This window comes from Paucisalibacillus algeriensis (genome assembly GCF_000577245.1).
Classification (GTDB): domain Bacteria; phylum Bacillota; class Bacilli; order Bacillales; family Amphibacillaceae; genus Ornithinibacillus.
Map to the genome: position 1 here is coordinate 51962 of NZ_CBYO010000011.1, position 12871 is coordinate 64832.

A 12871-nucleotide genomic window follows, 5' to 3' on the forward strand; every position below is an offset into this window, starting at 1 on the left:
AAAATAAAAAAGCCGGTTAACACAGGATATCCTGTGTCAATCAGCTTTTTATTTTGTTCAAAAGGCTGTTTTTTATAGAATTGTTGATTCTCATACAATTGATAGAAACTGTGCGGTAACTACTGTCTAATATCACTTTCTTGACGAATAGAGTGCTATAGATACCGCTTCGGCAGAATACTCCGCTTTCCGTAGCGGGTTGTTGCTCAACCATAAATCTCTAGTTACCGCACAATATCTATCAATACGGAAAATAAAAACAACAAACTTTATGAAAACAGCTATTTGAAATGATCTTTTAATACATAGTTAAGTATTGCTCACGTTCCCAAGGGTGTACTGTCGTACGGAACATATCCCATTCAATCTCTTTTGCTTCCACAAAATGTTCAAATAAATGCTCACCTAATGAGTTTACAATAATTTCATTTTCCTTCAGTAAACCTAAAGCATCCATTAGTGTAGCAGGTAAATTTTGAATATGGTTTTCCATCCGCTCTTCATGGGTCATCACATAAATGTTTCTGTCGACAGCTGGTGGTGGTGTTAATTTAGATTTTACACCATCAAGTCCAGCCGCTAGTAAAACTGACAATGCCATATAAGGATTGGCAGCAGGATCTACACTACGTACTTCTACACGGGTACTAACTCCCCTTGAATTTGGAATACGTAATAATGGGCTTCTGTTCATGGCTGACCAAGCAACGTAACTTGGTGCCTCATAACCAGGAACTAAGCGCTTATAAGAATTCACAGTTGGGTTGGTAACCGCAGTAAAACCTAGTGCGTGTTTCATAATACCTGCAATGAATTGGTAAGCAGTTTCACTTAATTGTAACTCACCGTTAGGGTTGAAGAATGCATTTTCGCCATTTTTAAACAAAGACATATTTACATGCATTCCAGAACCATTCACACCGAATAAAGGTTTTGGCATAAACGTTGCATGCAAATTATGCTTTCTTGCTATAGTTTTAACCACTAATTTAAAAGTTTGGATATCATCAGCGTGTTTAACAGCATCAGAGTATTTAAAATCAATTTCATGCTGTCCAGGAGCAACTTCATGATGAGATGCTTCAATTTCAAATCCCATTTCCTCTAGTTCAAGTACAATATCACGACGACAGTTTTCTCCTAAATCAGTTGGAGCTAAATCAAAATATCCACCATGGTCATTTAACTCTAGTGAAGGTTCTCCATTTTCATTTAATTTAAACAAGAAAAATTCCGGCTCTGTTCCAATATTAAACGCATCGAAACCTAACTCTTCCATCATTATAAGATTGCGCTTTAGATTGTATCTTGGGCACCCCTCAAATGGTGTACCATCTGGATTATAAATGTCACAAATAAAGCGAGCTACTTTTCCTTTTTCAGATGTCCAAGGAAATACAACGAAGGTATCTAAATCAGGATATAAATACATGTCAGATTCTTCAATTCGTACAAAACCTTCAATAGATGATCCATCGAACATCATTTTATTGTCCAATGCCTTATCCAATTGACTAAGAGGAATTTCAACATTTTTAATCGTACCTAACATATCTGTGAACTGAAGTCTAATAAACCTAACATTTTCCTCTTTAATTTTTCTTTCAATTTCCTCACGAGAATAACCCATAAATTAATTCCCTCCTATAGTGTAGTTATTATTTAACTAACGATTCACAAAGAATCGTGATAGTTCCCCTTGGCGTAAACTTGCTTTTCCAAAACGGCCAGCTCCAGAGATTTCGCTTTTTAAGATTTCTCTTAATTCTCTTTTAGAAATTTCAGTCTGTTTTTTCTCTTGAACCGGTATTTCTTTTAGTTCCTCTTCGGATAGCAATAATTTAATTCCAGCAAGGTTTAATCCCTTATCTAAGTAGTTTTTAATCTCTAGAAGACGATCAACATCATTGAATGAAAATAATCGTTGGTTGCCATCCGTTCGTTCAGGATTTATTAATCCTTGCTCTTCGTAATAGCGTATTTGTCTTGCGGTAAGTTCTGTAAGCTTCATAACTATTCCAATTCCAAATAAAGGCATCGAACGACGATCCTTATCATTCATGACCTGACCTCCCTTTTATAAAAATTAGTATACAGTGTGTTAGGTTTTCTGTCAACGCTATGTAAGGTTTTCTTACAAAAAAATAAAGAGTTATTAATAACTCTTTATTTCAATGAATTCATTACTTTAACTGCATCTATTAAAGCTATTTTTACATGGGCGTAGGTCAATCCACCTTGCACAAATGCAGTGTATGGTGAACGGATTGGTCCATCTGCTGATAATTCAATACTTGATCCTTGTATAAAGGTACCCGCTGCCATAATTACTTCATCCTCATATCCTGGCATCTCACTAGGATACGGGGTGACAAAAGAATTGACTGGTGAGTTCTTTTGAATTGCTTGGCAAAAGGCTATCATTTGTTCAGTCGTTTCAAAGGTTACAGTTTGAATAAGATCTGTTCTTTTTGCTTGATAATGTGGTTTTGTTATAAATCCTAATAAATCCAAAAACCTAGATGTAAACACAGCACCTTTTAGTGCTTCACCAACAATATGTGGTGCTAAGAAAAAACCTTGATACATTTCTTGCAGTAAATGGAAGGTAGCACCTAACTCTTTCCCTAAACCTGGTGCTGTTAAACGGTAGGAACAAAATGTCACTAAATCGTCTTTACCAACGATATATCCACCAGCTCGTACAATTCCCCCACCTGGGTTTTTAATTAAAGAGCCAGCTATGATATCTACTCCAACATGTAAAGGTTCCCTATCTTCTACAAATTCGCCATAACAGTTATCCACGAAAATAATTATATCCTCTCGAATTGATTTAACAAACGAAACCATTTCAGCAATTTCGTCGACTGTAAAAGATGGGCGATCTGCATATCCTTTAGAACGTTGAATAGCAACAACTTTTGTTCTAGCATTAATCTTTTCTTTAATTGCAGGATAATCAATACTTCCATCTTTTTTTAAAGCTACCTCATTATATGTAATGTTAAAATCTTTTAAAGAACCTGTGTTCTCTTCTCTATTTCCTATTACCTCTTCAAGTGTGTCATACGGTTTTCCCGTGATATAGAGAAGTTCATCCCCTGGTCTTAGTAAGCCAAATAATACAGTTGTAATAGCATGTGTACCAGATACTAGTTGGGGTCTAACAATTGCCGATTCCCCTCCAAAGACATCGGCATAAACCGCTTCAAGTGTATCTCGTCCAATATCATCATAACCATAGCCACTTGTTGAATTAAAGTGGCTATCACTTACTCTATTCTTTTTAAAAGCGTCAAGTACCCTTTTTTGATTTACTTCAACTGTCTGATTGATTTTTTGATGTATAGTTGCAATATCTTTTTCTGCTTGTTCTGCGACTTTCTCTATCATATTTCTAATCTTTCTCCTTTACACTACCTTTAAGTGGATGTTCTGGACGAATAAAACCACTTAATATATAGGATTCCTTTGATTCATCAAATATTTTCTCCTCTAGAATTGTCTCATGCTCAAAGCGATTTATCAAATTTCCTTCCTTTGCCTCTAAAGAAATTTGATATGGATCCCATTCTGCTTTTAGAACATCTTCCACTTTTTGGATTAAGAATTTCAAGTCTCCTTCATCAAGGGCGCTAATTGTTATATGGGGACGATTGATAGGTATGAACTCATCATCTACTAGGTCCTTTTTATTATACACCGTGAGCATCGGAATAGAGCTACAATCTAGTTCGTCTAATAATTTTAAAACGGTATCCTGATGTTGCTGATTATCTGGGTGTGAACTATCGACAACATGAAGTATGAAGTCTGCTTCACTTACTTCTTCCAATGTGGAACGAAAGGCTGCAATTAACGTAGTTGGTAGTTGCTGAATAAAACCAACCGTATCAGTAAGTAACACTTGAAAACCTGATGGTAATTGAATTTTTCTTGTTAATGGATCCAATGTTGCGAATAATTTATTCTCTTCTAATGAGTCACTGCCTGTTAACCGATTAAACATAGTTGATTTACCGGCGTTGGTATACCCGACAATCGCAATTTGAAAAACTTCATTTTGTTTTCTGCGTTTCCGATATTGATCACGTTGTCTTACCACTTGTTTTAAGCGTCTTTTAATATCGTCGATACGTCTTCTAATATGTCGTTGATCCGCTTCTAATTTCGTTTCACCAGGTCCTCTTGTTCCAATTCCAGCACCTAATCTAGATAACTGGACTCCTTGCCCGCGTAATCTTGGTAATAAATATTGAAGCTGTGCTAATTCAACTTGAAGCTTTCCTTCCTTCGTTCTAGCTCTACTAGCAAATATATCAAGAATTAATTGGCTTCGATCAATAACACGACATTCGAAAAAATCACTTAAATTTCTAGACTGTCCTGCGGATAACTCATCATTGGATATCACTAAGTCTATGTCTAGTTCGTCAATTCTTTCTTTTATTTCTGCCATCTTACCTTCACCAATATAAAAAGCAGAATGAATTCTCTCCCTGTTTTGTGTAATCACTTCTACAACTTTACCTCCCGCAGTATCTGCTAAAGAGATTAGTTCTTCCAAGGAGGATTCAAAAAAATCATCAGGTTGGTTAGGTTTTTTTACAGCTATTGCAATAATTCTTTCTTCTGACATGAGTTCTTTTTCTCTCCTTCTTTTGTTGCTGAATATATGAGTATGATTAGATGATATAAGGCTTACCAAATCGACTCGATATCCTCTAATTTTAAATCATTTCCTGTTAGTAGTATAAGTTCGTCTGGTGAGATATTATCCTTATAAAGTAATCTTACCGCCTGCATTCGTATAGCATGTTCAATAACATTTCGGATAAATCGGGCATTGGAAAAGTTTCTATTAATATTATTCTTTTGCTTATATAGATAATTCCTTAATTTCCATTCGGCATCTTTTGACAATTGATATTCTCTATCAGATGCCATTTGCCGTGAAATTTCAAGCAATTCATCGACTTCATAATCCGGGAATTCGAGAATGAAAGGAAATCTTGATTTCAATCCAGGGTTAAGTGTTAAAAATCGGTCCATTTCATATGGATAACCGGCTAGGATTAACACAAAGTCATCACCACTATCTTCCATATGTTTCACTAGTGTGTCAATCGCTTCCTTTCCAAAATCTCTTTCCCCTCCTCTTGCTAAAGAATAAGCTTCATCGATAAAGAGAATTCCACCCATCGCTTTATGAATTAAGGCACGAGTTTTCTGTGCTGTTTGACCTATATATTCCCCAACTAAATCTGCTCTTTCGGCCTCAATAAAATGTCCTTTAGATAATAAGTTCATATCAAAATATATCTTAGCTAATTTTCTAGCGACAGTTGTTTTTCCAGTCCCTGGGTTTCCTTTGAATAGCATATGCAATACTTGCTTTGTATTGGAAAGACCCATCTGAGTTCGTTTTTCATTAATAACAATAGATGCATAGATTTCTTTTATTTTTCGTTTTAAATTATCCATTCCAACAAAAGTGGATAGTTCTTGATCAATATGAGCAAATGGGTCTTTTCCAATATATTCTTGTTGAACACTATCTAGTTTAGCAGCGTGATTATCTTGTAAGACAATATTTATTTTTCCATTTTTATGATGAATCCTTTGAGTACCCAACTTTATCACTCCTTAGTCATCTTATTATACGTAGAGAGCAATAAAGTTGTGACAAATGCCTATTCCATTATAAAAACTCGAATTTGCTTTTCGAGAAGCGAATTGAAAGTTTTTCTAGTCGGTACTAAAAAATATTAACTACGATGAAATTTTCATGATAATATTTCGTAACGTGAAAACCAAAAACGAACGCTATTAAAGCGTTCGTTACAGTTTATTCTTTATCCAGATTTACGTTTTTAGATGGTGCAAAAGTGGAAATAGCGTGTTTGAAGATTAATTGCTGTTTACCTTCGGATTCCAACAAAACTGTAAAATTGTCAAAAGCTTTGACTATGCCTCTTAACTGAAAACCATTCGTGAGAAACACGGTAACGGAAATATGATCTTTTCGTAATTGATTTAAATAATGATCCTGAATGTTCACAGATTGTGCCACCTGATTTTCCTCCTCTTTTCTATCTATACTATATATTTCTACTTAACTTTCAATAAATCCTGCTAAATTGGCTAAAATGTCTTTAATTTTTTCATTCATTGTTGACGGGGTAAGTTCATACCAATTTACATCCATTTTGTTCTTAAACCATGTATATTGCCTTTTAGCATATCTCCTTGAATTGCGTTTCAATATTTCGAGTGATTCATCTAAAGAAACTTCTCCAGAAAAATAAGGAATTAATTCTTTATACCCTATTGCTTTCATTGATTGATAGTTTTGATAGCCTTTTTCAATCAATACTTTAACCTCTTCCAATAAACCTTCCTTAACCATGTCATCAACTCGTTGATTGATTCGACTATAAAGTATTACTCGTTCCATCTCAAGGCCGACTAACATACTTTCGTATGGGCTTATATTTGATTGTTGCTTTTGATACTCGGTCATCGTTAAACCAGTTTTTTCGAAGATTTCTAACGCTCTAAGGACTCTTCGAAAATTATTTGGATGGATTTTTTCAGCTTGGTTAGGATCGATTATCTTTAAACGGTTAAATAATGAATCAATGCCATTTTGCTTCATTTCATCCTCTAATCTTTTCGTTACGGCATCATCTCTCTTTTCTTTAGAAAAATTGTAATCCTGGAGAACTGCTTGTATGTATAGACCACTTCCCCCAACAATAATAGGAATGTGGTTTCTCGCTGATATTTCTTTTATATATTTCTGAACATAGTATTGAAAATCGGCAACAGAGAATTCTTCATCTGGGGACTTAATGTCAAGCATATGATGTGGTATTCCTTCCATTTCTTCTTCTTTTATTTTGGCTGTACCGATATCCATCCCTTTATAAACTTGCATGGAATCACCACTAATAATCTCCCCACCAAACTTTTTAGCAACCTCTATACTAAGTCTAGTTTTCCCAACAGCAGTGGGACCAACTATCGCAATAACTTTTTGTTTCATTCAACTTCCCCTAATAAAATAATCTTTTTATTATTTATACGCCCGATAGGCAGATAACATCCAAACATATTTTTCATAGCTTCCTAGAAGAGAAATTAACAAATCTTTTGTTGGTTCATCACTTCGTTCGTCAGCAAGTTTAAATCCAACATCTCGGATTTCAGCGATTAGCTGCATATAATCTGCATGTAACTGGTCCATTATTTCGTCTTCTTTATCATCTGCATTCGCTTCTACTACAGTAGCTTCTTTTAAATACTTTGACATGGTTGCTAGCGGTTTTCCATCAATCATCAGAATCCTCTCTGCAACTTCATCAAGATCATTTGCGATCTTTTTATACATTTCTTCAAATAATGCATGAAGCGCGAAAAAATGCCTTCCTTGGACGAACCAATGATAACGGTGTAATTTCACATACATCACAAATTGGTTCGATAATAATTGATTTAAGAATTTAATTAAATTTTGATTTTCCACCTGTACTCCACCTTTATAAGATCATAAAGCGCTTATTTTTCCTTCTAGAATTGCACTTATGATTAGGATTATCGAAGTACAGTGGAAATATACCTATTACATCACACGTTTAAACATTTTTTCTAACTCATAAGTTGTAAAGTGGACGATAATTGGTCGTCCATGCGGACAAGTAAATGGATCAGTTGTTTTTCTTAAATCTTCTAGTAACCGGAACATATCGTCATGATTTAAATAATGGTTAGCTTTAATCGAGCGTTTGCATGACATTAAGATAGCTGCATCTTCTCGAATAGATTCAACATCAATTCGCTCATCTTGCATTATTTGCTCGATCATTTCTCTAATGACCTCTTCTTCAAATCCCTTAGGAAACCAATTAGGATAGGACCTGACAATGAAAGATTGGTTGCCAAAGCTTTCAAAAAACAAACCCACATTCTCTAATTCTGCTTTATAATGTTCTATAAAAATAGATTCGTGCTTTGAAAATTCAAACGTGATTGGGATAAGTAACTCTTGAACCTCTTTCGCTGTTTGACCTAGCTTTTTCTTGAAGAACTCATATTTAATACGTTCTTGCGCTGCATGCTGATCAATCATATAAAATCCATTTTCATTTTGCGCTAAGATATACGTACCATGTAATTGTCCAATTGGGTACATAGGTGGCACACGATTTTCCGGTTCTATTACCTCTTCTTTCTTAGGTATCAGTTGTTGTTCAAACGTTTGTTTGAATTTCTCTATGAATACTTCTTCTTTTTGAAGATTAGTTTCACTAGCCATAGATTGTTTCACTGGATTATATTGTACTCTTGTATCTTCATGGTTATATCTTGATTTATCCGTATCATTAGTTACCACATGCGACTCTCTTACAATTGGTTCAGGTTCATTAAAATTTAAAGTCGGCTGAAAACTTTGCTTATGATTCTCTTTCGGTTTTTGTTCTAGTTCAGGAATTAATCTAGTTTGTCTAAAGGTTGTTCGTATTTGTTCTTCAACTAACGTATACAGTTCTTTATCCTTACTAAATCTAGCTTCCAGTTTTGTTGGATGGACATTAACATCAACTAGAATTGGGTCCATATTAATTTGTAAGACAACAATTGGAGAACGACCAATGGGTAGTAATGTATGATAACCACGGATGATAGCCTGTGTAATCGGGATACTTTTTATATACCTACCGTTTAAAATTATAGAAATGTAAGACCTTGATGCTCTAGTGATCTCAGGTTTTGCTATATATCCATTAATCTTAAAATCAAGAGTCTCCACTTTTATAGGAAGCATCTTTCTGGCAACACCCATACCGTATATTTGGGCGATAACTTGAAGCAAATCTCCAGTACCTGGAGTTTTAAATAACGATTTTCCATTATGAGATGCTTCAAATCGGATTTCTGGATGGGACAAAGCTAGTCTGTTTAATAGGTCAGTAATATGTCCAAGTTCCGTATGAATGGTCTTCATATATTTCAAACGTGCAGGGGTGTTATAAAATAAATCGGAAACAGTTATTTCTGTTCCCATTCTAGCATCACTTTTACCCCTCTCAAGGACTTCGCCACCCTCGAGAGATAAATAAGTTCCTGCAGAATTACCTTGTGAAGTCTTTATGGTTAATCTACATACAGATGCTATACTCGCTAAGGCTTCTCCCCGAAAGCCTAATGTATGCACATGAAACAAATCTGACTCACTGCGAATTTTACTAGTAGCGTGGCGAAGAAAAGCTCTTTCTACATCGTCCTCGGCCATACCCTCTCCATTATCTGTAATTTTAATTTGTTCCAATCCTGCTTCCAGAACATCAATTTTTATCCATGTACTACCAGCATCAATACTATTTTCAACTAATTCTTTTACCACAGATGCTGGTCTTTCTACAACTTCACCTGCGGCTATCTTATTTGCTAATGTTTCTGGCATTTGAATTATTTTCATTAGAAAGAACCCTTTCTATTTACTACTTTGTAATCTTTTGTTTACTTAACTTTTGTAAACGATGTAATGCATTCATTGCCTCTAAAGGGGTCATATCAAAAAGATCAAGTTCATTCAATTTTTCTAGAATGTTTACTTCTCCATCAGATATCACTTTTGTATTTATCACCTTTTGATTAGTCTCATCTACAAAGAATGATAACTGATTAGATTCTTTACGGATGGTTTTCAGATTCTCTCCTGAGTCAAAGCTTTCTAATTGTTCTAAAATCACACTTGCCCGGTTAATCAATTTTTCCGGTAAGTTTGCAAGCTTAGCTACATGAATACCATAACTTTTATCCGCAGCACCCTCTTTTATTTGATGGAGAAATACGACATTACCATCATACTCCTCTGCACGAACATGTATATTCTTTAATCTCGGGAGATTTTCTTCTAATGCCGTTAATTCATGATAATGGGTAGAGAATAATGTTTTCGCATGAATGTTATCATGAATATACTCAACAATTGCCTGTGCAAGTGCCATTCCATCATAGGTACTAGTTCCACGTCCAATTTCATCAAGAAGAATTAGACTTCTTTCTGTAGCATTGGCTATTGCATGATTGGCTTCAAGCATTTCTACCATAAAAGTACTTTGACCTGACACAAGATCATCTGCAGCTCCGATACGAGTGAAAACCTGGTCAAAAATGATAAGCTCTGCTTCTTCACATGGTACAAAGCATCCTATTTGACCCATAATAGCAATCAATGCCAATTGTCTCATATACGTGCTCTTTCCAGACATATTTGGACCGGTGATTAATAATACATTCTTTTCATTATTTAACACGATATCATTTGGTACAAAAGTGCCTTCATCCATCACTTTTTCAATCACAGGATGACGACCATTTTTGACTTCCAATTTAGCATCTGTGAATCTTGGTCGTTGGTAATTATTTTCTTCACTAACCGTTGCAAAAGCTTGTAGAACATCGATTTTACTAATGATATCCGCTAGGTATTGAATTCTAGGAATTTGTGACTTGATTCTTTCTCGTATTTCTGAAAAGAGTTTGTATTCCAGGTCTACACTTTTTTCTTCTGCCTCTAATATCAATTGCTCTTTTTCTTTTAATTCTGGCGTAATAAATCGTTCCGCATTTGTTAATGTTTGTTTCCGCTCATACTTACCTTCTGGTAGCAAGTGTAAATTTGCTTTTGTGACCTCAATATAATAACCAAACACACGATTGTAGCCAATTTTTAATGACTTAATATTCGTCTCTTGTTTTTCTCTTTGTTCTAGCTCTGCAATCCACTTCTTACCATTTCGTGAAGCATATCGATAGGTATCTAATTGATTATCATATCCATCCTTTATAATATCTCCATCTTTAATGGAGATTGGGGGATCTTGTACTATACTAGCTTCGAGGATATCCACTACTTCACTAGGACAATTCAGTAAGTCCGCTAACTGATTAATTTGTTTGTTTTCAAAAGATGACAGTATTTCCTTTATTTCCGGAATTCTATTTAATGACTTTTTAAGCTGGATAAGATCTCGTGCATTTACATTTCCAAATGCAATTCTTCCTGCTAAACGTTCTAAATCATAAACAGATTTTAAACTATCACGCAATGAATCTCGTTCCATAAATGCATGGTAAAAGCCTTCTACTGCTTCTAATCGATTTTCTATTTGAATTTTATCTAGAAGTGGTCGCTCTAACCATTTTTTTAACATTCTAGATCCCATTGCTGTAACCGTTTTGTCAAGAACCCATAATAGACTACCGTGTCTTCCTTTTCTTAAAATCGTTTCAGTAAGCTCAAGATTTCGCTTAGAGTACATATCTAATGACAGATAAGTACTAAGCTCAAGTATCTCCGCTTGCTTTAAATGATCTAAAGAACGTTTTTGAGTATTTTGGACATAATTTAGTAAGCGACTAAATGCTTTTACTAACCGTTCATCAGTCAAGTTTTCACAAATATTGCGGTACTCTCCATTAAAGGTTACCTCATCTTGATATGACAATGTTACTTGTAATCTATCCTTTAATTGTTGTTGAAGTTCCTCTGATAAACTGGATGAAACTACAATCTCTTTTATTGGTTGGTTATAAAGTTCATGTATAACACGATCAAATTCAGAACCAATATGAGCAATTTTACTTTCCCCGGTTGATAGATCACAATAAACAACAACAAAGGATCCATCCTGAAAATGAGATAGACTTGCAATATAATTATTATTCCGTTCATTTAGCATTGTACTTTCCATAACCGTTCCAGGAGTAATAAGTTGTACTACTTCACGCTTAACAACTCCTTTTGCGGTTTTTGGATCCTCCACTTGTTCACAAATGGCTACTTTATACCCTTTCTCCACCAGATTCTTTATATAATTTCCTGCTGAATGGTAAGGTACACCACACATGGGGATTTTTTCATCTTGTCCACCATCACGTTTTGTTAAGGTGATCTCCAATTCCCTAGATGCTTTTATAGCATCCTCAAAGAACATCTCATAAAAATCACCTAGTCGAAAGAATAAAAATGCATCCTTATGATCTGCTTTAATTCTTAAATATTGTTCCATCATTGGTGTATATTTTGCCATTACAAAATCCTCCAAAAGCCTACATATTATTCTATTATTATAGCATAAAATGTCATAACTACCTTGAAAGTATGGCAAAAAAAAACTTACGAGGAACATCCCCCGTAAGTTTTCTAGTCTTTACTTCTTGAACTTGAGCTACTCTCAAGGAAATCTGGTTTTAAATCGCTTAGCTCATCCTCTGTTACAACATAATCCCAGCTTTCATCATCATCATGATGTTTGGATCCTTTTGGTTTAACCTTAACGTAAATTTTTGTTTCGCCAACTACTTGCACCATAAATTCTCTCTCGATCTCTACAAGAATCTTATTACCCTGATTTGCAATTCTGCACTCCAAGCAATTTGGTTGTTGTAGTACTTTACAAATCACATCGTAATCATCATTTAGGCAATTTTCATCTAAAACTCCCAGAGGAATATAGTCGCAGTACGTTACTCTTTCCGTAACTACCTCTGTTTTTGTATTATCATTATAGGAATACCAGATGTTAATGTCGTAGCTTCCATTAACTTCGATAGTATCTTCTGATTTTTTCTTTGCATTATATAGATGATTAATTACCCAGCATCCTAAGATACTTGTAGGTCTATGTGATGGCGAAATCGAATGAGTAGCTTGCGTGAATTTTTTTCCTTTGCCGATAACTGCTTTTGTAATAATTTCTCGGTAGTCTTTATCTAGAAAACTCATAATTACGTTTACCTCCTCTTTTTTCATAGTCATTTTATGCAAGACAAATACCTAATGTTCATCATGAATCTA

11 protein-coding genes are annotated in these 12871 nt (G+C 34.8%); all 11 read right to left on the reverse strand.

What is annotated here, in order from left to right; genetic code table 11:
* Positions 1 to 298: 298 nt before the first annotated feature.
* The 11 genes from glnA to cotE all read right to left on the reverse strand — a co-directional run bounded on the left by glnA (position 299) and on the right by cotE (position 12799).
* The gene (gene glnA, locus TY11_RS07530; RefSeq protein WP_042144667.1) at positions 299 to 1630 is read right to left on the reverse strand and encodes a type I glutamate--ammonia ligase; all 1332 of its coding nucleotides are present in this window, start codon (positions 1628 to 1630) and stop codon (positions 299 to 301) included.
* A gap of 36 nt (positions 1631 to 1666) precedes the next feature.
* Positions 1667 to 2062, reverse strand: a complete 396-nt coding sequence (locus TY11_RS07535; RefSeq protein WP_042144669.1) for a MerR family transcriptional regulator — start codon at positions 2060 to 2062, stop codon at positions 1667 to 1669.
* 104 nt (positions 2063 to 2166) lie between these two features.
* Positions 2167 to 3396 carry a methionine gamma-lyase family protein gene (locus TY11_RS07540; protein ID WP_042144671.1) on the reverse strand — a complete coding sequence of 410 codons (1230 nt, stop codon included), beginning with the start codon at positions 3394 to 3396 and terminating at the stop codon, positions 2167 to 2169.
* A 4-nt stretch (positions 3397 to 3400) separates the two neighbouring features.
* The gene (gene hflX, locus TY11_RS07545; RefSeq protein WP_042144673.1) at positions 3401 to 4642 is read right to left on the reverse strand and encodes a GTPase HflX; all 1242 of its coding nucleotides are present in this window, start codon (positions 4640 to 4642) and stop codon (positions 3401 to 3403) included.
* A gap of 62 nt (positions 4643 to 4704) precedes the next feature.
* A complete protein-coding gene (gene spoVK, locus TY11_RS07550; protein ID WP_042144675.1) occupies positions 4705 to 5637 on the reverse strand; it encodes a stage V sporulation protein K in 933 nt (310 codons plus the stop codon).
* A 214-nt stretch (positions 5638 to 5851) separates the two neighbouring features.
* On the reverse strand, positions 5852 to 6076 hold the full coding sequence (hfq, locus tag TY11_RS07555) for an RNA chaperone Hfq (protein ID WP_042144678.1): 225 nt from the start codon (positions 6074 to 6076) through the stop codon (positions 5852 to 5854).
* Between the two features lie 42 nt (positions 6077 to 6118).
* A complete protein-coding gene (gene miaA, locus TY11_RS07560; RefSeq protein ID WP_042144680.1) occupies positions 6119 to 7051 on the reverse strand; it encodes a tRNA (adenosine(37)-N6)-dimethylallyltransferase MiaA in 933 nt (310 codons plus the stop codon).
* Between the two features lie 30 nt (positions 7052 to 7081).
* Entirely contained in the window at positions 7082 to 7531 is a 450-nt protein-coding gene (locus TY11_RS07565; RefSeq protein ID WP_042144682.1) for a Dps family protein, read from the reverse strand.
* 96 nt (positions 7532 to 7627) lie between these two features.
* Positions 7628 to 9484, reverse strand: a complete 1857-nt coding sequence (mutL, locus tag TY11_RS07570) for a DNA mismatch repair endonuclease MutL (RefSeq protein ID WP_042144684.1) — start codon at positions 9482 to 9484, stop codon at positions 7628 to 7630.
* Positions 9485 to 9506: 22 nt separating this feature from the next.
* Positions 9507 to 12104, reverse strand: coding sequence for a DNA mismatch repair protein MutS (gene mutS, locus TY11_RS07575; RefSeq protein WP_042144688.1), 2598 nt, complete (start codon positions 12102 to 12104; stop codon positions 9507 to 9509).
* Between the two features lie 113 nt (positions 12105 to 12217).
* On the reverse strand, positions 12218 to 12799 hold the full coding sequence (gene cotE, locus TY11_RS07580; protein ID WP_042144690.1) for an outer spore coat protein CotE: 582 nt from the start codon (positions 12797 to 12799) through the stop codon (positions 12218 to 12220).
* Between the last annotated feature and the right edge of the window lie 72 nt (positions 12800 to 12871).

Excerpts from the sequence above, each read along its gene's own strand:
- glnA (WP_042144667.1), bottom strand. The coding sequence starts at position 1,630 with ATGGGTTATTCTCGTGAGGAAATTGAAAGAAAAATTAAAGAGGAAAAT.
- TY11_RS07535 (WP_042144669.1), bottom strand. The coding sequence starts at position 2,062 with ATGAATGATAAGGATCGTCGTTCGATGCCTTTATTTGGAATTGGAATA.
- TY11_RS07540 (WP_042144671.1), bottom strand. The coding sequence starts at position 3,396 with ATGATAGAGAAAGTCGCAGAACAAGCAGAAAAAGATATTGCAACTATA.
- hflX (WP_042144673.1), bottom strand. The coding sequence starts at position 4,642 with ATGTCAGAAGAAAGAATTATTGCAATAGCTGTAAAAAAACCTAACCAA.
- miaA (WP_042144680.1), bottom strand. The coding sequence starts at position 7,051 with ATGAAACAAAAAGTTATTGCGATAGTTGGTCCCACTGCTGTTGGGAAA.
- mutL (WP_042144684.1), bottom strand. The coding sequence starts at position 9,484 with ATGAAAATAATTCAAATGCCAGAAACATTAGCAAATAAGATAGCCGCA.
- mutS (WP_042144688.1), bottom strand. The coding sequence starts at position 12,104 with ATGGCAAAATATACACCAATGATGGAACAATATTTAAGAATTAAAGCA.
- cotE (WP_042144690.1), bottom strand. The coding sequence starts at position 12,799 with ATGAGTTTTCTAGATAAAGACTACCGAGAAATTATTACAAAAGCAGTT.